General features: G+C 64.9%; 16 protein-coding genes and 1 pseudogene. 6 read left to right on the top strand and 11 right to left on the bottom strand.

Annotated features, from left to right (window positions below; translation table 11 throughout):
- Nucleotides 1-74: 74 nt before the first annotated feature.
- Nucleotides 75-2,990 carry an excinuclease ABC subunit UvrA gene (gene uvrA, locus LMQ14_RS15270; protein WP_267730420.1) on the top strand — a complete coding sequence of 972 codons (2,916 nt, stop codon included), beginning with the start codon at nucleotides 75-77 and terminating at the stop codon, nucleotides 2,988-2,990.
- A gap of 12 nt (nucleotides 2,991-3,002) precedes the next feature.
- Here the strand turns inward: uvrA and LMQ14_RS15265 are convergent, their stop codons facing one another.
- The gene (locus tag LMQ14_RS15265) at nucleotides 3,003-4,427 is read right to left on the bottom strand and encodes a WS/DGAT/MGAT family O-acyltransferase (RefSeq protein ID WP_267730419.1); all 1,425 of its coding nucleotides are present in this window, start codon (nucleotides 4,425-4,427) and stop codon (nucleotides 3,003-3,005) included.
- Between the two features lie 447 nt (nucleotides 4,428-4,874).
- On the opposite strand from LMQ14_RS15265, the gene LMQ14_RS15260 reads away from it, so the two are divergent.
- A complete protein-coding gene (locus LMQ14_RS15260; RefSeq protein WP_267730418.1) occupies nucleotides 4,875-6,077 on the top strand; it encodes a fatty acid desaturase family protein in 1,203 nt (400 codons plus the stop codon).
- On the opposite strand, the gene LMQ14_RS15255 is transcribed toward LMQ14_RS15260, so the two are convergent.
- Entirely contained in the window at nucleotides 6,070-6,942 is an 873-nt protein-coding gene (locus LMQ14_RS15255) for an NYN domain-containing protein (protein ID WP_267730417.1), read from the bottom strand. The two genes, LMQ14_RS15260 and LMQ14_RS15255, sit on opposite strands and share 8 nt — an antisense overlap.
- Before the next feature lie 242 nt (nucleotides 6,943-7,184).
- Between LMQ14_RS15255 and LMQ14_RS15250 the strand changes: the two are divergent.
- A pseudogene (locus LMQ14_RS15250) lies at nucleotides 7,185-7,265 on the top strand (DUF6131 family protein); the annotation flags it as partial.
- Nucleotides 7,266-7,539: 274 nt separating this feature from the next.
- The gene (locus LMQ14_RS15245) at nucleotides 7,540-8,868 is read left to right on the top strand and encodes a fatty acid desaturase family protein (RefSeq protein ID WP_267730416.1); all 1,329 of its coding nucleotides are present in this window, start codon (nucleotides 7,540-7,542) and stop codon (nucleotides 8,866-8,868) included.
- A gap of 4 nt (nucleotides 8,869-8,872) precedes the next feature.
- Here the strand turns inward: LMQ14_RS15245 and LMQ14_RS15240 are convergent, their stop codons facing one another.
- Both LMQ14_RS15240 and LMQ14_RS15235 read right to left on the bottom strand, forming a co-directional pair.
- On the bottom strand, nucleotides 8,873-9,076 hold the full coding sequence (locus LMQ14_RS15240; protein ID WP_267730415.1) for a cold-shock protein: 204 nt from the start codon (nucleotides 9,074-9,076) through the stop codon (nucleotides 8,873-8,875).
- A 394-nt stretch (nucleotides 9,077-9,470) separates the two neighbouring features.
- The gene (locus LMQ14_RS15235) at nucleotides 9,471-9,971 is read right to left on the bottom strand and encodes a DUF5994 family protein (RefSeq protein ID WP_267730414.1); all 501 of its coding nucleotides are present in this window, start codon (nucleotides 9,969-9,971) and stop codon (nucleotides 9,471-9,473) included.
- Between the two features lie 385 nt (nucleotides 9,972-10,356).
- On the opposite strand from LMQ14_RS15235, the gene LMQ14_RS15230 reads away from it, so the two are divergent.
- Nucleotides 10,357-10,926, top strand: coding sequence for a DUF5994 family protein (locus LMQ14_RS15230; RefSeq protein ID WP_324291061.1), 570 nt, complete (start codon nucleotides 10,357-10,359; stop codon nucleotides 10,924-10,926).
- Between the two features lie 29 nt (nucleotides 10,927-10,955).
- Here the strand turns inward: LMQ14_RS15230 and LMQ14_RS15225 are convergent, their stop codons facing one another.
- The 7 genes from LMQ14_RS15225 to lysX all read right to left on the bottom strand — a co-directional run bounded on the left by LMQ14_RS15225 (nucleotide 10,956) and on the right by lysX (nucleotide 19,803).
- Nucleotides 10,956-11,441 (bottom strand): DUF5994 family protein, encoded by a 486-nt coding sequence (locus tag LMQ14_RS15225; RefSeq protein WP_267730413.1) that lies wholly within the window; start codon nucleotides 11,439-11,441, stop codon nucleotides 10,956-10,958.
- A gap of 162 nt (nucleotides 11,442-11,603) precedes the next feature.
- Nucleotides 11,604-12,407 (bottom strand): transglutaminase-like domain-containing protein, encoded by an 804-nt coding sequence (locus LMQ14_RS15220; protein WP_267730412.1) that lies wholly within the window; start codon nucleotides 12,405-12,407, stop codon nucleotides 11,604-11,606.
- A gap of 92 nt (nucleotides 12,408-12,499) precedes the next feature.
- On the bottom strand, nucleotides 12,500-14,227 hold the full coding sequence (locus tag LMQ14_RS15215; protein WP_267730411.1) for a serine/threonine-protein kinase PknH/PknJ: 1,728 nt from the start codon (nucleotides 14,225-14,227) through the stop codon (nucleotides 12,500-12,502).
- A 30-nt stretch (nucleotides 14,228-14,257) separates the two neighbouring features.
- Nucleotides 14,258-14,506 carry a PspA/IM30 family protein gene (locus tag LMQ14_RS15210; RefSeq protein WP_267730410.1) on the bottom strand — a complete coding sequence of 83 codons (249 nt, stop codon included), beginning with the start codon at nucleotides 14,504-14,506 and terminating at the stop codon, nucleotides 14,258-14,260.
- Between the two features lie 10 nt (nucleotides 14,507-14,516).
- Nucleotides 14,517-14,951 carry a DUF6653 family protein gene (locus LMQ14_RS15205; protein ID WP_267730409.1) on the bottom strand — a complete coding sequence of 145 codons (435 nt, stop codon included), beginning with the start codon at nucleotides 14,949-14,951 and terminating at the stop codon, nucleotides 14,517-14,519.
- A 2-nt stretch (nucleotides 14,952-14,953) separates the two neighbouring features.
- Nucleotides 14,954-16,447 carry an alpha/beta hydrolase gene (locus tag LMQ14_RS15200; RefSeq protein WP_324291060.1) on the bottom strand — a complete coding sequence of 498 codons (1,494 nt, stop codon included), beginning with the start codon at nucleotides 16,445-16,447 and terminating at the stop codon, nucleotides 14,954-14,956.
- 77 nt (nucleotides 16,448-16,524) lie between these two features.
- The gene (gene lysX / locus LMQ14_RS15195) at nucleotides 16,525-19,803 is read right to left on the bottom strand and encodes a bifunctional lysylphosphatidylglycerol synthetase/lysine--tRNA ligase LysX (RefSeq protein ID WP_267730408.1); all 3,279 of its coding nucleotides are present in this window, start codon (nucleotides 19,801-19,803) and stop codon (nucleotides 16,525-16,527) included.
- Nucleotides 19,804-20,324: 521 nt separating this feature from the next.
- Between lysX and infC the strand changes: the two genes are divergently transcribed.
- Complete coding sequence (infC, locus tag LMQ14_RS15190) at nucleotides 20,325-20,933, top strand: translation initiation factor IF-3 (RefSeq protein WP_267735526.1); 609 nt, start codon at nucleotides 20,325-20,327, stop codon at nucleotides 20,931-20,933.
- Nucleotides 20,934-20,964: the final 31 nt, after the last annotated feature.

Here is a 20,964-nt window from a genome sequence, read left to right as displayed (position 1 = left end):
CATGGAATGCGCCGTGCGCACTAACCGCCGTTAGGCGAGCAAAAGTTTCCAGATAGTTCCGGAGAGGGGCTGCTTTGGCTGACCGCCTTATCGTCAAGGGTGCCCGTGAGCACAACCTGCGCGGCGTCGACCTCGACCTGCCGCGTGACTCGTTGATCGTCTTCACCGGGCTGTCCGGATCGGGCAAGTCATCGCTGGCATTCGACACCATCTTCGCCGAGGGCCAGCGCCGCTACGTGGAGTCGCTGTCGGCCTACGCACGCCAATTCCTGGGGCAGATGGACAAGCCGGACGTCGACTTCATCGAGGGTCTGTCGCCGGCGGTGTCCATCGACCAGAAGTCGACGAACCGTAACCCCAGATCGACCGTCGGCACGATCACCGAGGTGTACGACTACCTGCGGTTGCTGTACGCGCGCGCGGGCACACCACACTGCCCGACCTGTGGCGAGCGGATCGCCCGTCAGACCCCGCAGCAAATCGTCGACCAGGTGCTGGCGATGCCGGAGGGCACCCGGTTCCTGGTGCTGGCTCCCGTGGTCCGTACCCGCAAGGGCGAGTTCGCCGACCTGTTCGACAAGCTCAACGCGCAGGGCTACAGCCGGGTGCGGGTCGACGGTGTGGTGCACCCGCTGGCCGATCCGCCGAAGCTGAAAAAGCAGGAGAAGCACGACATCGAGGTGGTGGTGGATCGCCTCACCGTCAAGACCGCCGCCAAGCAGCGGCTCACCGACTCGGTGGAAACCGCGCTGAACCTGGCCGACGGCATTGTGGTGCTGGAGTTCCCGGACGATCACGACGAGCACGACCACCCGCGCGAGCAGCGCTTCTCCGAGAAGCTGGCCTGCCCCAACGGGCACCCGCTGGCCGTCGACGACCTCGAGCCGCGCTCGTTCTCGTTCAACTCGCCCTACGGCGCCTGCCCGGAATGCGTGGGCCTGGGAATCCGCAAAGAGGTTGACCCGGATCTGGTGGTGCCCGACCCGGAGCGCACCCTGGCCGACGGCGCGGTGGCGCCGTGGTCGTCGGGGCACACCGCGGAGTACTTCACCCGGATGATGGCCGGGCTCGGCGAGGAGCTGGGATTCGACGTCGACACGCCATGGCGCAAGCTTCCGGCCAAGGCCCGCAAGGCGATTCTCGAGGGCTCCGACCATCAGGTGCATGTCCGGTACCGCAACCGGTACGGCCGAACCCGTTCGTACTACGCCGATTTCGAAGGCGTGCTGGCGTTCTTGCAACGCAAGATGGAGCAGACCGAGTCCGAGCAGATGAAGGAACGCTACGAGGGCTTCATGCGTGACGTGCCCTGCCCGGTGTGCGAGGGGACGCGGCTCAAGCCGGAGATCCTGGCGGTGTCACTGGCGGCGGGGGACCGTGGCGCGAAGTCCATCGCCGAGGTCTGCGAACTGTCCATTTCCGACTGTGCCGACTTCCTCAACGCGCTTACCCTCGGCGCGCGCGAGCAGGCGATCGCGGGACAGGTGCTCAAGGAAATCCAGTCGCGGCTGGGCTTTTTGCTCGACGTCGGGCTGGAATACCTGTCGCTGTCCCGGGCGGCCGCCACGCTGTCCGGCGGTGAGGCCCAACGCATTCGGCTGGCCACCCAGATCGGCTCCGGCCTGGTCGGCGTGCTCTACGTGCTCGACGAACCATCCATCGGGCTGCACCAGCGCGATAACCGCCGCCTCATCGAAACCCTCACGCGCCTAAGGGCTTTGGGAAATACGCTGATCGTCGTCGAGCATGACGAGGACACCATCGCGCACGCCGACTGGATTGTCGACATCGGGCCGGGCGCCGGCGAGCACGGCGGCCAAATCGTGCACAGCGGGACCTATCAGGAGCTGCTGGCCAACCAGGACTCGATCACCGGCGCCTACCTGTCGGGCCGGGAAAGCATTGCCACGCCAAAGCATCGGCGTGCCGTCGACCGCAAGCGCCAGCTCACCGTGGTCGGGGCCCGCGAGCACAACCTGCGCGACATCGACGTGTCGTTTCCGTTGGGCGTGCTGACCTCGGTGACCGGTGTGTCGGGCTCCGGCAAGTCGACGTTGGTCAACGACATCCTGGCCGCGGTGCTGGCCAACCGGCTCAATGGCGCCCGCCAGGTCCCGGGCCGGCACACCCGGGTCAACGGGGTGGACCAGTTGGACAAGCTGGTGCGGGTGGACCAGTCGCCGATCGGGCGCACGCCGCGCTCCAACCCGGCCACTTACACGGGGGTGTTCGACAAGATCCGCACCTTGTTCGCCGCCACCACCGAAGCGAAAGTCCGTGGCTACCAACCCGGCCGGTTCTCGTTCAACGTCAAGGGCGGCCGCTGCGAGGCATGCACCGGCGACGGAACCATCAAGATCGAGATGAACTTCCTGCCCGACGTGTATGTGCCGTGCGAGGTGTGCCACGGCGCCCGGTACAACCGGGAAACCCTTGAGGTGCATTACAAGGGCAAGACCATCTCCGAAGTGCTGGACATGTCGATCGAGGAAGCATGCGAGTTCTTCGAACCGATCAGCGGCATTCACCGCTACCTGCGCACGCTGGTCGACGTCGGCCTCGGCTACGTCCGGCTGGGGCAGCCCGCGCCGACCCTGTCCGGGGGTGAGGCGCAACGGGTCAAGCTGGCCTCCGAATTGCAGAAGCGTTCGACCGGCCGCACGATCTACATCCTCGACGAGCCGACCACCGGGTTACATTTCGACGACATCCGCAAGCTGCTCGGCGTGATCAATGGCCTTGTGGATAAAGGCAATACGGTCATCGTGATCGAGCACAACCTGGACGTGATCAAGACGGCGGACTGGATCGTCGACATGGGCCCGGAGGGGGGAGCCGAAGGCGGAACCGTTGTCGCCGAAGGCACTCCGGAGGACGTCGCCGCGGTGCCCGAAAGCTACACCGGAAAGTTTCTCGCCGAGGTCGTCGGACGCAGCGCCGTGCCCGCGGCCAAATCGCGGCCCAGCCGGCGGCGCAAGGTCAGCGCCTGACGGCCGCTCCGGTTAGTCGGCGCCCGCGAGCAACTCGCCAAACGACTCGTCCATGCATGCGGCGTACCGCGCCGGGTCCGGCAGGGCCCCGCGATCTGCGGTCGCGCTGATCGACAGTGTCCCGTTGTAACTGGCGACGACGTGGATGAGGTTAACGCCGCCCACCAGCGGTCCGAGACCGGCGGCGCGGACGAGTCGGGCACCGCTGAAGAACAGCGGTTCGGTGGGGCCCGGAACATTAGTGACGGTCGTGTTGGCGATCGTCGGGCCGGAGAACGGAAGCGCGTACGCGGCCTTCGCCGTCATTCCGAGCAATGAAGTTGGCACTGTGCCAATCAATTCCAGGAGTTGGGTGGTGCTGGTCGATTCCGCGTCGGCGCGGCTTCCCGCGGTCGATTCCGCGATCGCTGCGAGCCGTTTGATCGGATCGGCGACGTCGGTTCCGAGCGTTTGCAGCCGGCCGAACAAGTCGTTTCCGTTGCTGGTCGTATCGCCCGCTTTGCGTACCGACATCGGGCAGGCTGCGACGAGCGGTTCGTCGGGAAGCTCGCCGTGGCCGTCCAGATAGGTGCGAAGCGCGCCGCCGACGTAGGCGAGTGCCACGTCGTTGATCGTCGCGCCGGGGACGCTGGCCTTGATCCTTTTGAAATCGGCGAGATCGTGAAACCGGGCCTCGAAGACACGGTGCGGCGAGACCGTCTGGTTGAAACGGGTCTTCGGCGGAAATGACGGCACCGTGCCCCGCGCGGCACCTCCGATCAGCTTGCCCGGCAGACCGGCCAGGCCGCGGACTGCCTTGGGGGCGTTGGAGGCGAAGACCGCACCCGCGCGCCAGGGGTACAGCGCAGCGTTGAGCGATGCGCGCGAGAGCAAAGCCGAGGTCGAGGGAAGCGGGTCGGGCCGCCAGGGTTTGTCGGGCCCAGCGGGGCGGGGACTGTCCGCGGCGAGGTCGTGCAGCGCCGCGATCATCTGGACGCTGGCCATGCCGTCGACCGCGCAGTGGTGCAATTTCAACGCCATTGCGAACGAGCCCTTCGGTACCCCCGACACCGAATTCAGGCCCTCGATCACGGTGATCTCCCAGGGTGGACGCCGCAGGTCGACCTGGCGGGCGTGCAGCCGAGCAATCTGGATACACAGTTGTCGCCAGTCACCGGGCTGGGGCAGCCCGATATGACGGACGTGATATTCCAGATCGAAGCTCGGGTCGTCCACCCAGTAGGGCCGATGCAAACCGCCGGGCAATTCGGTCAGCCGGCGCCGAAAGACATCCGCGAGGTGCAGCCGGGCGTCGAGTTCCTCCAGGATTCCCTTGAAGGTCACCTTGCCGCTCGGTGCGGTCGACGGGTCATAGATCAGCAGCAGCTGAATCTGGAGCGGCGTCGCCGGCGTCTCTGCGCGCAACATCATGTCGTCGGTCCAACTCAGTTGCCGCATTGGGGTCCCCTCGCGCTCGCTTCTGTGGTCAGCGTAGGCCGGTCACCTCGCATTGCGGGAAAATCACAACCAGGCACCGGAAATCATTCGCATACCCGCATACCGTGCACCTCATGTAGCCTCAGAGGTCGACCGACGCCCAGGGGGTAAGGCAGGTGCTCAATAAGACGGGTCAGCCGCACCCCGGACCATTACGTTCCGGGGAGGGCTGTGCGCTGTGCACCGCCCTGCCGCCCAACTCAGGTGGCTCGGCGCCGCGGTTCTGCTGTGCCGATTGAGACATTCTCGCTTAGCTGACCTCGCGCTCCATCTTCGTCTCGCGCGCAACGAACCACCACCGAAATAGATCGGACGTTACCAATCATGCTGCGCTTGGCAGATCTTCTCCGACTGTGCATCGCCGCGCGAACGCCTTGCGCCATTGCGCGCGAATTGCGTTGAGTGTCAATGGCCATCACTGACGTTCCTGAATATGCCCATCTGAGCGGCAAGGACCTCGAGGAGTTCGGGGCCGCGTTGGACTCAATCCGTTGCGATATCGAGTCTTCGCGCGGTGCCGACGATCGGGCATATATCAAGCGCAGCATTGCCTTTCATCGGACCCTGGAGGTCACCGCGAGGCTAGTGATCGGCCTCGGAAGAGGCAGGTTGAGTTGGGCCGTCGGAACCGCCGCCTTGGCCGCTTCGAAGTGCATCGAGAACATGGAACTCGGCCATAACATCAGCCACGGTCAATGGGATTGGATGAACGACCCGGAAATCCATTCCAATACCTGGGAATGGGACATGGCCGGCGTCGCATCGCACTGGCAGAATTCGCACAACTACAAGCATCACGTGTTTTCGAACGTCGTCGGCGTCGACGACGACCTTGGTTTCCGTGTCCTGCGGGTGACCCGCGACGAGAAGTGGCAGCCACACGCCTGGACACAGGCGGGGCGCGCTCTGTTGCTGGCGCTGTTGTTCGAATGGGGCGTCGCAATGCACTGCCTGTTATCGATGCAGGAGCGCGAGACGACAGACGCGGGTAGAACCGCACACCGCAACGTGCTGCTCCGCAAGATCGCGCGGCAGATCGGCAAGGACTACGTCGTGTTTCCTGTCCTGAGTCGACGGCGGTGGTGGCGCACCCTGGGGGCCAACGTGGTTGCCAACGGTCTACGCAATGTGTGGGCGTACATCGTCATTGTCTGCGGTCACTTCACCGACGGAGCGGAGAAATTCGACCCGTCAGTACTGGTGGACGAGACGAAGCCGGAGTGGTATCTGCGGCAAATGTTGGGTACCGCGAACTTCCAGGCCGGGACGGTAATGGGGTTCCTGTGCGGAAACCTCTGCTACCAAATCGAACATCACATGTTCCCGGATCTGCCGAGCAATCGATACCCAGAAATCGCCGAGCGGGTGCGCGCATTGTGCGTCGCCTACGACCTGCCGTACACAACCGGCCCCCTGCATCGCCAGTTCCTGCTCACCGTGCGCACCATTTGCAAATTGTCGCTGCCGGACCGGTTTTTGACCGCTACCTCCGACGACGCGCCAGAGACCGCCTCCGAGCACAGGTTTCGGAACACACCGCAACGATCACACGCCCCGGGCGCGGGGCGTCGTGGACTGGCGACCGCGATACTTGCCCTTCGGGCTACGTAACCGTATCGGCGCGCAACCGCACTAAACGCGTGGTGCTGGTCTCGTCGAGCTCGACCAGCTCGGAGCGAGACCGCAGGAAGTCACTGAATGATTTGAAGCCCAAGGCTTTTTCGCTGAACGACGGGTCCATTCGCTTCATCTGGGCTTTGACCTCGGAATTATGCAGCCACTCGGTGTCGTCCTTGTCCAGGCCGATGCGCAGCGCGCGTTCGAGCAACCCGGTGGCCGCGCCCTGCGCATCCGCCGGTGCGTCGTCGGCCTCAGCGGCGGTGCTCGGACGTCGGTCGCGTTTCTTCGGTTGTGCGGATTCCGTTGCAGCAGTGGGTATCCCGGGCAATGCATCGTAGGTAACGAACTCGTCGCAGGCCGCGGCCAGAGACCGGCTGCTGGCGCCGGCCACACCGATGCCCACGACGTATCTACCTAGCCGCTTGCACCGCTGCGCCAACGCGATGTAATCGGAATCGCCGCCGACGATCACCACGTGGGTCAGATCGGGCAACCGGAACATATCCTCGACCGCGTCGACGGCCAGCCGGATGTCGGCGCCGTTCTTCCCGTAAGCAGCGGCCGGGAAGAGTTGAACGAGATCGACCGCCCGGCCCACGAGCTGGCCGTGGTAGGCGGCGTTGACATCCGCGGACCAGTCGGCGTACGCGCGGGTGAGCACGAGCGTGCCGAACGACGACGCGAAGTCGATGATGGCGCCGACGTCGACCGTCGCCGACTGCAGCCGGTCCGCGTCGAGCCCCTTGGCCTTGTCCTTCTGGAAGGAGTTGCGCCCGTGCACCTGGTCGTAACGGGAGATCACGATGTTGTCGAAGTCGAGGTAGACCGCGACCCGGGTGGTGGCGGAATCGGTCATCGTGCGTTCACCCCCTGGAGTCCCTGATGATGGGCGGCCGATCCGTCACTGGTCCGGCCAGAACGACTTTCATCGAGAGCAGCCATCCGGTCATCGTGCGCCTCGGAACCGTACCCATCAAGCCACCACACGGCGACAGCGGTGACAATCGCCCCGCCAACGCCGCCCCAGGGTGTTGTGGGTGTACCGTTGTAGTAGTTCAGACTTTCAGCCAAGCCCATGTTGTTTTGGCTTTCCGGCCGATTCTCCTCGTCGTCGGCCTGCTACTGGCGTTGATGCAACGGATGGGACACGCGGTCGGCGACCGCCGCCACTACTACTAAGGAGCCAGAGTTACTCGGCGCGACTGCCCGGCTCGGCCAGCCGCAGCTCCGGTTGCAACAACCTCGCTTCGTCGGGGGACCTCCTGACCAAGCTCTCTTTCACTAAGACTACGAATTGCACTGTTGTGCAAATCAATTGGGTGCGGACCGTCGCCCAGCCAGCTATCGCATTGAAGCCGTCGAGGTAGCGCCCCCGGTTGCCGATAAGGCGTCCGTCGGTGGCTTCGCGCTAGTGGCTGCGGTCGACAGATCAAGTCCCAAGAAAGGACAACTCATGGCGATCAGTAACATTCCCGCCTTCGCCCATCTGACCGACGCGGACATCGAGACCCTGGGTGTTGAGCTGGACGCGATCCGGCTGGACATCGAGGAATCCCGTGGCGAGCGCGACGCGCGCTACATCCGCCGCACCATCGCCGCACAACGTGCCCTCGAGGTGGGCGGCCGGCTCATGCTGGCCGGCAGTTCGAAACGCTCGGCGTGGTGGGCGGGAACGGTGACGCTTGGCCTAGCCAAGATCGTCGAGAACATGGAGATCGGCCACAACGTGATGCACGGTCAGTGGAACTGGATGAACGATCCCGAGATTCACTCCACGACGTGGGAGTGGGACATGAGTGGAGCATCAAAACACTGGCGGTCGACCCACAACTATCAACACCACAAATACACGAACATCCTCGGCATGGACGACGATGTCGGCTACGCGATCCTCCGGGTCACCCGTGACCAGCCCTGGAAGCCGTACAACGTCGCCAACCTACTGTTCAACACCATCCTGGCGTTGGGATTTGAGTGGGGAATCGGCTTCCAGCCCATCGAACTCGGCAAGGTCCTCAAGCGTGGCCCGGACCGCGAGATCACCCTGGTGCAGATACGCGAGTTCGCGGTCAAGGCGGGAAGACAGGTGGTCAAGGACTACGTCGCATTCCCGGCGTTCACCGCGCTTTCGCCCGCGGCGACCTACACATCGACGTTCAAGGCCAACCTCGTGGCCAACGTGATCCGCAACATTTGGGCCGACGCGGTGATCTTCTGTGGGCATTTCCCTGATGGCGCAGAGAAATTCACCAAGACCGACATGATCGGCGAATCGCAGGGGGAGTGGTATCTGCGCCAGATGCTGGGCAGTGCCAACTTCAACGCCGGACCGGCGTTGCGGTTCATGAGCGGCAACTTGTGTTATCAGATCGAGCACCACCTGTATCCCGATCTGCCCAGCAACCGGTTGCACGAGATCTCGGTGCGAGTGCGCGCGTTGTGCGATAAGTACGACTTGCCTTACACCACAGGATCATTCCTGATGCAGTCCGGCAAGACGTGGCGCACCATCGCCAAACTGTCACTGCCAGACCGCTACTTGCGCGATACCGCTGACGACGCGGCCGAGACCCGCAGCGAGCGGATGTTCGCTGAACTGGCGCCCGGTTTCGCCGGGACCGATCCGGCAACAGGCCGTCACCGTGGCCTCAAGACGGCGATCGCAGCGGTTCGGCGATGGCGTCGAGGTGGTGTGTCGGTCAAACCCCCGGGGCAGACAGCGACGGTTGCCCATCGCCACACTGCGACGACATCCGATCCGCCCCAGGGGTTTTCGCGCTGAAACGCTAGACGAGAGTTACTTGCACCGCCTGGGGACCTTTGGGCCCCTGGGTGATCTCGAACTGGACTCGTTGATTCTCTTCAAGGGAGCGAAAACCGCTACCTTGGATCTCGGAGTGGTGGACGAACACATCCTTTGCGCCGCCATCGGGGGCGATAAAGCCAAAGCCCTTGTCGTTATTGAACCACTTCACAGTTCCCTGTGTCATTCTACTTCTCTTTCTTTTTCAACTAGATGCAATTCGGATGCACCTAAGATTCTGATCCCGACCGCGTGTGCACAAAGCGGCGACGCCGCACGTCAACGGCGTTCGGTCGGATGATTGTTCCGGGCCTGCACGATTAGCCTGGATTTCGACGGGCTATCGACTCAGCGTTTCTTCGTCGGCGCGAACACGTCAGCCGCCGAAGTCTGGGCGACCTTTGCACGCCTATCGGCGCGCTTCTCTTTCAGGGATTTACTCGATTTCTTCGTCATGCCTTGGCGGGGAGACTTGTCGGTCATCACGGCCCTTCGATGGGGGCCTGTCTGGTCCCGGTTTTTCGAGTGTACCCGCGTTGCGGCGTTGATGTTAAGGCTTTCGCGCCGCGTCGAGCCGCGCCCTAGCGCCCCGGCGTCCAATGCACGGCGGATCCGATCGCGGGCGCCGCTTCCAGTTCACGATCGGAACCCGGTGCACTTCGGCGGACCATTTGCCGTAACACGCTGGCGTTCATCGGTTTTTCTGACGCGGCGACCTCGCCGAGAAGGTGCTTGGCTTCGTGGTCGGCACTGGACGGCGACAACACAAACAGCACGGCGTCGCGAGACCTGGCGCCCTTCAGGTAAATGGTGTCGCTGAAAACCATCCGGTAGGGGTCAAGTGAGACCATCTCGTTTCGGCGGATAACGCGCGACGGTGCGGGCAACCATGCGGATGGGTCGTAAACGACTCGGCGCACCCGGCCCAGCCATAAGTTGAACACCGTGACGAGGTCGGGTAGCTCTACGCCCAGGTCCAAGCTTTTCGGCCACCACACGCCGTCCACGGCGGCCTGGGTGAGGTCGCGTTCGCACAGCGTCAATCTGGCCGGGCACGCGGGGGACGACGAAACGTGCGCCACAATGACGCTCCCGTCTACCAATTTCTGCCATCGCAGACGGCTACCGGAGGAAGCGGTACTCGACAAACCCACGACGACAAGAGCATAACTCCCACGAGTGCGTCGACAACGCGCGAATCGCCGAAAGGCGATGCTCAATGCGCTGTGCCGGTCGCCGTGCCCTCAATCTCCTTGCGGAATAAGGGTGTAGCCTCCGCGCCGGCCCCGCACCACGTAGCAGGACCGCAGGCTTACGCATGACCAGATAATGGCGTACCGTCGACAATGAGCTGTTTCGTTGTCGGCGCTGCCTCGATCGGTACTTCGCGAACGAGTTTACGGGCAATGCGATTCCTCCGTCGGCCCGACTCGCGGTCGATCGCTTCGAACCTCGAGGGGCCGTCCCATGAATCGCGCAGATGCATTGGTCGATGTAATTGCGCCTCAACAGAATCCAACAGCCGATGTGAGCGTGGATGCTGTTTCTCCGGGTACCGTCGATACGGTAGAGGCGCGCCGCCCGGCCAGCCCCGTGCGGCTCACTCTGGCAACCGGGCTGGGGGACAAGATCGATGGAGCGTGGTGGCCCCGTACCGGGCTGATCTCGCGGGAGCTCCCGGAATTGGTCTCTATTTTGGAGGTTCGGTTAGGCCAGGTCATCGATATCAATGTCAACTGGTCATCGATACAACGCCAGCCGGATCTGAATTGGGCCTGGTGGCAGGGTATCCACCCGCATGTGATGACGGTTTGCGGTCACGATGCGCGGGCAAAGATTCTGATCGTTCCGTACCGAACCGGCACGGCCCTTGCGGTGATGCTGTTGCGCCGGGCTGCGGGCCTGTCCGTCCGTGCGGCGCATCGTGATTCCCGCGCGTTCCTGACCGCCGACAGCATTCTCCGCGCCGCCCGTGGCGAGAGAATGTTTGAAGTCCGTCGCACCCGGCGTGCTGATGTCAAGACCGGATCACGTTGATTCCCAGGGGGCTTTGCCTAACGGCGACGCTATGAGCTCACTTTTTGCGGGTGCGTCTCTTCCGTTTCTTGCTTGATCATCAGGAGACTTTCGGCGGTCGAGACGTTGCCTGGGCCGGCGGCGCTCATCATGATGGCGTGCGCCTGGTCTGGGTCAGCCTGCGGTGAGACCACCAAGAGGACGATTCGATTGCCGTTGAGGCCAATGACCTGGATGGTATTGATCGGGTGGCGGTGGTATCCATCCAGTCGTACCGTTCGTCCTCCGGTCGTGAATTTTGCAGGCGGCGTTGCCCATTCGTTCATGTTGTAGAGAACGCGAACAATCGGCCCGAGTCGAACCGACAGCACCGAGAGCAGATCTGGCAACTCTGCGGTCAAGTCCGGACCGTGTGGCCACCACGCCCCATCGACGTACCCCTGCTGCGGCGCCTTGGGCTTGAGCTTCAAGCGCGGCGTATGCATCGGAGGAGTATGCCGGTGCCCAGGATCGGTGTGGTCTGTTTTTTGCGTCATCGCGACGCTCCCGTCTTGACCGCGACACCAGTCAAATCATTCGAGTCCGCGATGACACGGCTTTGAATAGCCACATGCGAGATATCGCTGACATCTCCACACTACGCGGGGTGGCAAGGACCGACGCCGAGCTGGTTACCGGGACCAGCCGGTGGGGCGCGTTCAGCGGATGGAAACCAATTGATCGATGGAATCCGCGGGCAAATCGCCATCGCTTACCGCGGTCACCAGCAGCTGGCTGAGCGTGATCGCGCCCTTGTGATTATCGAGGAACGCGGTGTCGGAGGCGTCGCGGCCCGTGGCGATGCGGACCAGGGTTTGCCGCGGCGCCAACAGCGTCGCATCGACCACCCGCCACTGCCCCTGGACAAATGCCTCGGCCACCGCGTGAAAGTCCATGGGGGCCAGGCCGGGCGCATACACCGACACCAGGCGGGCGGGGACCTTCACCGCTCGAAGTAGCGCCACGACCAGGTGCGCGAAGTCGCGGCACACACCTTCGCCGGCGAGCAGGGTTTCCACCGCCCCGTCGATCGGATCACTGGAGCCGGGCACATAGTTCAGCCTTGTCCCCACCCACGAGCTGACGTGCTCCAGCAGGGTCGCCGAATCGTGGTCGTTACCGAATTCGGTTGCGGCAAAACCATAGAACTTGTCGGCCTCGGCGTAGCGGCTGGGCCGCAGGTACATCGACTGGTCGTATTCGGTCACCGGGGCGGGATCGGTCTGGCCCACTACGGTGGCCGCGTAGTCGACCCTCAGGGTGCCGACCCCGGCGTCGAACTTGTGGATACGGTTTCCGTGCACGCCGCTGATTTCCAAGGGCTGGACCTGCTGTCCGTTCAAGACGAACTGCAGTGACTCGAAGACCTCGGTGCGTGGATGCGGTGCAACAGCGATCTGAAATTCCAACGTCGTGGCCGCGGTGATTTCGACTTCGAGCTCCACGCCCACTTCTCGTCTCATAACGCCATACTGCGCCAATGGCCCTGGATACGCCAACCGCGCGACGGTCCTGTCACGACTGCCTGCGCGCTGTTGGCTTGCGCTGCAACGGTTTAGGTAGGGATCTTGGTTGCGATCTCGTTGGCGATCTGCCGGGCCTGGTTGATGAGTCCGGGTGCACAGGCATTGACGTCGATGACCACATTGGACACCGCGGACAGCACGTGCTGGCACACCACGGGGCTGTTGGCCAACGTGTGCTGCAGGGCGATATTGGGCGGATTACCGCTGATCTCACGGAATGTCCACTCGGATGTGGTTCCCTTGTTGACCTGAGTCACGGTTCTTCCGGCGCAGGTCCGCCATTGCTCCGCCTGGGACGTCACAAACGCCTGAGCCTGGGCCGCGGACGCGAAGATCACCGCGCCCTGCACCACGACATAGCCAGGTTTGCTCTGCGGCTTTTCCATCAGCTCGGCAAGCATCGCCGTGTACCCGCTGCTCTTGTAGGTCCGGGTCTGGAAGCCGATGAGTGCTCCGAGGCACTTGTCGTCCGACAAGGTGTTGTCGGGGCCGGGATCCGTCATCTCTGTGGCGGAGTGGTCGACGACGATTCCGGTTGTGCTGAGCAGGACGTTGACCAGATCGACCGGCGCCAGCAGCGAATTCAGTTGGGCGGGAGTCACTGTCGGTGCTGTGCTACGCGCGGTGCTCGTTGTCGTGGGGGCCGCGGCGGTGGTGGTGCTAGCGACCTGAGCGGCGGGATGTGACGCGCCGGATTTGCGCACGGCCGCCCAGATCCCGGTGCCGGCGACGGCGGCGACGACCACCAGCAGGGCGCCGATGATCAGCCCCAGTCTGCGCTTGGGCGCTGCGGGCGGCGTCCACGGCGGCGGATTGGTGACCCAGGCCGCTGCGACGGGTGCTGGTGGGGTCCAGGGCGCCGGGGGCGGGGCGAAGCGCTGGCTGTGCTGGATCAGGTCGGTCGCCCGGTCTTGGTCGGGGGTGCTGAGCGCGTGCAGCGCGGCCTGCGCGAGATCGCCCGCGGTGACGTAGCGGTCGTAGGGGTCTTTGGCCATACCGCGGGCAACGACCTCGTCGAATGCTGCCGGGATGGCGGGATTTCGCCGGCTGGGCCGCGGTATCGCCTCCATCAGGTGTGCGGCCATCAGGCTGCTGAGGCTATCGGTCTGGAAAGGTGTTGCGCCCGTGAGGCATTCGTACAGGAGGCAGGCGAGAGCGTAGATGTCGACGCGGTAGGTGGCGTCGTCCGTGCCGAATCGTTCCGGTGCCATGTAGTTCCAACTGCCCACAGCGGCACCGGTTTTGGTCACCCGCTGGTCGCTGGCCGCGGCGGCGATGCCGAAGTCGACCAGGTAGGCGAAGTCGCCCTCGGTGAGCAAGATGTTCTCGGGTTTGATGTCGCGATGGATGACACCGGCACGGTGCGCCGCATCCAGTGCGGACGCGATCTGTTCGACGATGGCGACCGCGCGCGGTGGGGGAAGCGGCCCGGTGCGGTTGAGCACGGAGCCGACGTCGTTGCCCTCGACGAAGCGCATGTCGATGAACAGTTGGCCGTCGATTTCGCCGTAATCGTGGATGGGCACGATGTGCGGTTCCTGCAGCCGGCCGGCGGTCTGTGCTTCCCGTTGCATACGCCGGCGAAAGACCTCGTCGGTGCTGACTTGCTCGGACACGAGCTTGAGCGCCACCACGCGGTCTTTCACGGAGTCGTAGGCCTCGTAGACCTCGCCCATCCCGCCGCGGCCCAGCAGCCGGCGCAGCTGGTAGTGCCCAAACCGGCTACCGGCCCGGGAACCGGGCCGCGTTTCACTCATCGATATCCCCCCGGCGTTAAGCCAATCGCCCTAACCCTCGTCCCCGCGCATCGACTCTCGGATCTGCGCCAACCGTTCGGCCGCGGCGCGCTGGCGCTCGTCGTATTGCTCGTCGACGGAGCGGCCCTCCGGGGATTCGGCGTCGAGTTCCGCGTCGCCCAAAGACGTCGCGTAACGGGTTTCGATTTTCTCACGCACCGAATCGAAGGTCGGTACACCCGCGCTGTCGTACCCGGGATCGGGTGGGGCGGTGCCGGGGTTTGCTGGTTCGTCGGGCATGGTTGCCACGCTACTGCCGCGGGGCTGCGTCCTGCCGCTCACGCTCGAGATAGCGCACCATTTGCTCCCAATAGACCAGGGTGAGCGACATTTGCAGCGCGGTGGCGATCGCCGCGGGCAGCAAGAAATGGCGGCGCGCGGCCACGATAGCCGCCAGCGCCGTCGCGGAGGTCAGCCCGCTGACCACGGTGGCCCTGTCGCGAGGGCGGCGGGTGATCCACAGTTCCTCGCCCAGCATCGCGCGAGTCGACCAGGCGCGCAGTTGCCCGGGCTTGCCAAAGACGAACGGGTTGGCCGCCAGCCACACCGCGAGCCAGACCGCGTGGCTGCGCCGCCGCGTCCAGGCCGGCACCAGGATCAACGGCGTGCTGGCCCAGCGCGTCCACGCGCTCCACGGATTGCAGTGCCGGGCGAATAGCGCACGCCGGAGCCGCGCGATGGACACGGTTACCTCGGCGTGGTGTTGGAATGCTGGGCCGGAACCACCACCGTCGCGACCGAAGACGCGTCGGCGGGCGAGGCGCCGGGCAGCGGGGTGCCGGGCAGCGGGGCCCTCGGCACCCCGGGCGTGCCCAGCTGGCCGGCCAACCACGGCAGCGCGGCCGCGAACACCCGGTCGGCGAAGGGCCAGTCGTGCTTACCCGGCTGGGGCAGCACCGCGCAGTCGATGCCGTTGGCGCGGCCGAGCGCACACAGCGAGTAGGCGGCCGCGGTCTGGTTGCTCGGGTTGGCGGCGGCGTCGCGCGCGGCCAGCCGCATGGCGGCGGTGTCCGCGAGACGCGACGTGGGCGGGTCGTCCGACGAGATCGCGAACCAACCGGATACGTCGCGGTACTGGCCGTGCCGGTTGATGACGGTGCTCGGGTCGAATGTCGCCCAGGCGTCGGCGTTTCCGCCGAACAGCCGGCTGATGGTCTGTGCTTTGTTGCCGGCGTTCGGGAAGAAGTCGCCGGCGACGTCGACGAACGCGCTGAACAGGTCCGGGTGCATGACGGTCAAGTCCACCGCGCAGGTCCCGCCCATGGACCACCCCGTCACGCCCCAGTTCGCGCGGTCCGGGCTGACGCCGAAACTCGAAACCATATAGGGGACAACATCTTTGGTCAGGTGATCGGCGGCATTGCCGCGCACGCCGTTGACGCATTCGGTGTCGTTGTTAAAGGCCCCGCCGGAGTCGACGAACACCAGCACCGGGGCCTCGCCGTTGTGGGTGGAGGCGAAGTCGTCGATCGTGTTGATCGCATTGCCCGCACGGGTCCAGTCCGCGGGGGTATTGAACTGCCCGCCGATCATCATGACCGTCGGCAGGGCCGGCGGCGGGCTGGACGCGAACCATTCGGGCGGCAGGTACACCAGCTCGCCGCGGTGCTTGAAGTGCGAAGCCGACGAGGGGATGACCACCGGGACCACGCTGCCGTGCGCCGGCCGACTTCCCTTGGCCGCCATCGCGGTAACGGTGGCCCGATCGGTCTGGTCGGGCAGCGGGCCGGAGGTGAGCTGGCCCCACGCGGACTGCACGGTGGGGAAGTAGCCGACCCACAGATTGACCATCAGCGTGGCACACAACAGGCACAGCGGTACCGACGCGCACGCTGCACTGCGCTGCCAGCCGCGCGCGCCGCGCCAGCCCAGAAACAACACCGCCGCGGCCGTGGCCGTCAGCGCGGTCCACAGCCACAGCGCCGCCGGCGCGGGTTCCTCGGACAGGCCCTGATCGACGACGTACCAATGCGTGGCGTACGCCGCGGCCCCACCGATCACGACCGCGAGCGGCAGGCACATCATCAGCCAGCGGCGTGATCGCCAGCCGACGGCCAGCGCCAGCGCGATCGCGGTGACGACCTGGACCGTAATCGGTACCCAGCCGTTCATCAGCGAGGTATGGCTGCTTGCCAACAACTGCGCGGTGGCCTCGGGCGCCGGCGGTGTCACGCGAACCATTGTGATCGATTGTTAACCGTCCCGGAACATATTTGCGCGATGTTCCCGGTGGACTCGCTGAGGCCCCGGCCCCGCGGCTAATGCGGTTTGGCCAGCGGAAACGGCAGTGTCTCGCGGATGCTGCGACCAGTTATGAGCATCACGAGCCGATCGATTCCCATCCCGAGCCCGCCGGTCGGCGGCATCGCGTACTCCATGGCCTGCAGGAAGTCTTCGTCGAGCTCCATGGCCTCCGGGTCGCCGCCGGCGGCCAGCAGCGACTGCGCGAGCAGCCGGCGCCGCTGTTCCACCGGGTCGGTGAGCTCGCTGTAGGCGGTGCCCAGTTCGACGCCCCACGCCACCAGGTCCCACCGCTCGGCGATGCCGGGTTGACTGCGGTGCGGACGGGTCAGCGGTGAGACGGACGTCGGAAAGTCGATGTAGAACGTCGGCGCCTCGGTGCGGTCCTCGACCAGGTGCTCATAGAGCTCCAGCACCACCGCGCCGGCGTCCCAGTGATCGCGATAGGGAATGTGGGCGCGGTCGGACAGCTTGCGCAGCGCGGTCAACGACGTGTTCGGGTTGATGCGTTCGCCGAGCGCTTCGGAGACCGCGTCATGCACGGTCTTCACCGGCCACACCCCGGAGATGTCGACCGGTTCGAGGCGGGCTTGACTATCCGAGCCGTGGTCCGGGTGGGGCCGTAGCACGGTCTGCGTGCCGTTGGCGGCTTCGGCGGCGTTTTGGATGAGCTCGCGGCAGCCGTCGATCCACACCCGGTAGTCGGCGTGCGCCTGGTAGGCCTCCAGCAGCGTGAACTCCGGGTTGTGGCTGAAGTCGACACCTTCGTTGCGGAAGGCGCGGCCCAGTTCGAACACCCGCTCCACGCCACCGACGCACAACCGCTTCAAGTAGAGCTCGGGCGCGATGCGCAAGAAGAGGTCCATGTCGTAGGTGTTGATGTGGGTGACGAATGGGCGGGCGGCGGCTCCGCCGTGGATCTGCTGCAGGATCGGGGTTTCCACCTCGATGAAATCCTTGGCGAACAACGTTTCCCGGACCGAGCGCAGCACGCAGCTGCGGGCCGTCACCAGATTGCGTGACTCGGCATTGACGGCCAGGTCGACATAGCGGCTGCGCACTCGCGCTTCCGGGTCGGTCAGCCCATTCCATTTGTTGGGCAACGGCCGCAAGCACTTTCCGACCATCCGCCAGTCGCTCACGATCAACGAGCGGGTTCCGCGTTTGCTGAACCCCATGTGCCCGGTCATCTCGACCAGGTCACCGAGATCGATGGCCGCGGTGAAATCGGCGGTCCGGCCGGACTCCAGGCGTGAATTATCCAGCAGCACTTGCATTTCACCCGACCAGTCACGCAACTCGGCGAACAGCACACCGCCGAAGTCGCGTATCCGCAGAATCCGGCCTGCCACCGAAACGATGTCCTGGTCGTCGGTGCCCAGGGCTTGCACGATGGTATGACTGGGCGGAGACCCCACCGGGTAGGCGTCAATTCCGTTGCGCTGCAGCGCTCTCAGCTTGGTCAAGCGCACCCGCACCTGTTCGGGCAGGCGGCGCCGGTACTCCTCGGAATCGACTTCGTCGCCGCGTTTGAGGCCGCTGACGTCCGGGGTGGATCCGTCTTCGTGCAGCAACCCGGATTCCGCCAGCCTGGCCGGCACGGCGGAGTGGTGCCCGGTGTGTACCTTGTCGCGCCGGCTGAACGGCAACACCAGGAAGCCTTCGGCCATGGCCGACGCGACGCCCACCCGCGGGATCAACCGGGCGTCCTCGTAGCAGGCGTAGCGCGGCACCCATTCGGGTTGGTATTTCATGTTGGAGCGGTACAGCGTCTCCAGCTGCCACCAGCGCGAGAAGAACAACAGCAGCCCGCGCCACAGCCGTGCGATGGGCCCGGCGCCGAGTTGGGCGCCCTGCTCGAATGCCGACCGGAACATGGCAAAGTTCAGCGAAACACGGTTGATGCCAATCCCTTCCGCGTTCAGGGCGAGTTCGCTGACCATGAATTCATTGGTGCCGTTGGGAGATTGGGGGGAGCGGCGCATCAAATCCAGCGAGACCCCGGTGCTTCCCCATGGGACCAACGACAGCATCGCGACTACCTGCAAGTCGCGATCCAGTGCCTCGACCAGCAGGCACTCTCCGTCGGCCGGATCACCCAGGCGCCCCAGCGCCATGGAAAACCCACGTTCGGACTGGGTATCGCGCCAGGCATTGGCGCGAGTGATCGTCTCGGCCATCTCGTCGGCCTCGATGTCCCGGTGCCGCCGAATGCGTACCGTCAGCCCGGCCCGGCGTGCGCGCGTCACGGCCTGGCGCACCCCGCGCATGTCCGGGCCGGACAGCTTGAAATCGGAGGTGCGCAGGATGGCCTCGTCGCCGAGCTCGAGGGCGTTCAGACCGCGCTCACGATAAGCCTGGGCCCCTTGGGAACTCGCGCCCATGACGCCGGGTGCCCAGCCGTAGGTCTTGCACAACGCCAGCCACGCCTCGACGGCCTGCGGCCAGGCCCGCGGGTCGCCCACCGGGTCGCCGCTGGCCAGGCAGACGCCGACCTCGACCCGGTAGGTGATCGCGGCCCGGCCGGTGTGGGCGAACACCACCGACTTGTCGCGACGGGTGGCGAAGTAGCCCAGGGAGTCGTTCTTGCCGTACAGCTCGAGCAGCCCGCGGATCGCCGACTCGTCCTCACCGGTCAGGGCGTTGTCGGCGCGCTGGGATTGGAACAGCACGATCGCGGCCGCGATCAGGGCGAGCGCGCCGAACAACCCGAAAATCGCATTGAGCAGTACGTGCGGCTTGCCGGTGAACAGGTCGGGGTCGGCGAGGGCGAACCCGACCACCCGGTTGGCCACGTATCCCAGTCGATCCTGTCGGGCCAGCGAGCCCGGGAAGAGCTCGACCAGGCCCCAGGACAACAGGATTCCGATCACGTCCCCGAGGACAAGGACGGCGGCCGCTTTGAACAACGCGGCCCGGCGGACCTTGGCCCAGAACTCCCGGTAGCTCAACACCAGCAGGACGATCACGACGATATGCATCGCGAACCCGAGGTTCTCGCCGAACGTCTCGGCCGCGGTGTTGTCACCGGCGGCGATGTCGGCGGCGTTCCAGAATGCGGCCAGGACCATCTGGCCGAGCAGCACCCACCAGGCGATGCGTTTGCGGGCGGTCAGCGCCGCCGCCAGCAGGGCCAGCACGAAAGACCAGGCGATGCTGGTGTCGGGGAAGTTGAACAGGTAGTCGTTGATGAACTCCCGCGGGCCCTTGATCAGCCACCGGATCAGCGGCGACACGCTGCCAACCAAGGACAGGGTGGCGATGACGCCAACGGTCCAGCCGGCGGCCGCCGGCACCCACCTGTACCGGGAACCCGACCGGCTGCCTGAACGAGGCCCCGAAGCAGCAGAAGCGAGAGTCACAGACCGCGAGGATAAGCCTTTAACCCGTGAAATGCCTGGCGAAGCGCCAATAGTCGTCGAGACTAGTTATCCGTTCCGGGCGAAGCGCGACCGCGGGCCAGACGCCTGCCCTCGGCGATCTCAGACAGGTGAAATGCGGGAAGACGCCTGATGACTGCTAGACTTTCCTCCACGACCATCCCGGCTCAGGCCTGGGACAGTTAAGTGGAGTCCCACTCCCACCGCTAGCCGCGAGATATTTCAAGGCGCAGCGGTCCGGTCACGGCACCGCGAGGTGCCTGTTTCGCGCATTGCGCGGACGGCTTGAATGCGTTTCAGGCCGTGATCGGTCGGCATGGGCCCTGCTTCTGCAGGGCTTTTTTGCTGATGGTGTGGCGATTCCACCGCTGAATCCCGACGGGCCCGAGTCATCGGTCGTAGCGAGACGACCACAGAAGCCCAACAAGGGAGGCCCCATCAGCACTGAGACCCGCGTCAACGAGCGCATTCGCGTACCTGAAGTCCGACTGATCGGCCCAGGGGGGGAGCAGGTAGGCATCGTGCGCATCGAAGACGCATTGCGCGTCGCCGCGGACGCCGATCTCGACCTCGTCGAAGTTGCTCCGAACGCCAGACCACCGGTCTGCAAGATCATGGACTACGGCAAGTTCAAGTATGAGGCGGCGCAAAAGGCGCGCGAATCCCGCCGGAACCAGCAGCAGACCGTGGTCAAAGAACAAAAGCTGCGACCCAAGATCGACGATCACGATTACGAGACCAAGAAGGGCCACGTAATCCGCTTCCTCGAGGCGGGGTCAAAGGTAAAGGTCACCATCATGTTCCGCGGACGTGAGCAGTCGCGGCCCGAGCTGGGCTACCGATTGCTGCAGCGTCTGGGGGCGGACGTCGCCGACTACGGATTCGTCGAAACGTCCGCCAAGCAGGACGGTCGCAACATGACGATGGTGCTGGCACCGCACCGCGGCGCGAAGACACGTGCCAGGGCGCGGCATCCCGAAGGACAGGGTGGCGAGCCGGCACCCGACGCCGAGGAGACCGGCGACACCGCAGCTTCACCGAACTGACCTGACTGCGCAACAGCGCAACAGCGAGCAC

The organism is Mycobacterium sp. Aquia_213, assembly GCF_026625985.1.
In the GTDB taxonomy this organism is placed as follows: Bacteria; Actinomycetota; Actinomycetes; order Mycobacteriales; family Mycobacteriaceae; genus Mycobacterium.
The sequence above is the reverse complement of the archived record's forward strand: the minus strand, read 5'-3'. Positions and strand labels throughout refer to the sequence as shown.

Bases quoted from the DNA above. Each gene is read 5' to 3' on its own strand.
- LMQ14_RS15255 (WP_267730417.1), bottom strand. From the start codon at position 6,942: ATGACCGATTCCGCCACCACCCGGGTCGCGGTCTACCTCGACTTCGAC.
- LMQ14_RS15225 (WP_267730413.1), bottom strand. From the start codon at position 11,441: ATGACGCAAAAAACAGACCACACCGATCCTGGGCACCGGCATACTCCT.
- LMQ14_RS15230 (WP_324291061.1), top strand. From the start codon at position 10,357: ATGAATCGCGCAGATGCATTGGTCGATGTAATTGCGCCTCAACAGAAT.
- LMQ14_RS15220 (WP_267730412.1), bottom strand. From the start codon at position 12,407: ATGAGACGAGAAGTGGGCGTGGAGCTCGAAGTCGAAATCACCGCGGCC.
- LMQ14_RS15200 (WP_324291060.1), bottom strand. From the start codon at position 16,447: ATGGTTCGCGTGACACCGCCGGCGCCCGAGGCCACCGCGCAGTTGTTG.
- LMQ14_RS15260 (WP_267730418.1), top strand. From the start codon at position 4,875: ATGGCCATCACTGACGTTCCTGAATATGCCCATCTGAGCGGCAAGGAC.
- LMQ14_RS15210 (WP_267730410.1), bottom strand. From the start codon at position 14,506: ATGCCCGACGAACCAGCAAACCCCGGCACCGCCCCACCCGATCCCGGG.
- LMQ14_RS15215 (WP_267730411.1), bottom strand. From the start codon at position 14,227: ATGAGTGAAACGCGGCCCGGTTCCCGGGCCGGTAGCCGGTTTGGGCAC.
- LMQ14_RS15265 (WP_267730419.1), bottom strand. From the start codon at position 4,427: ATGCGGCAACTGAGTTGGACCGACGACATGATGTTGCGCGCAGAGACG.
- LMQ14_RS15240 (WP_267730415.1), bottom strand. From the start codon at position 9,076: ATGACACAGGGAACTGTGAAGTGGTTCAATAACGACAAGGGCTTTGGC.
- LMQ14_RS15245 (WP_267730416.1), top strand. From the start codon at position 7,540: ATGGCGATCAGTAACATTCCCGCCTTCGCCCATCTGACCGACGCGGAC.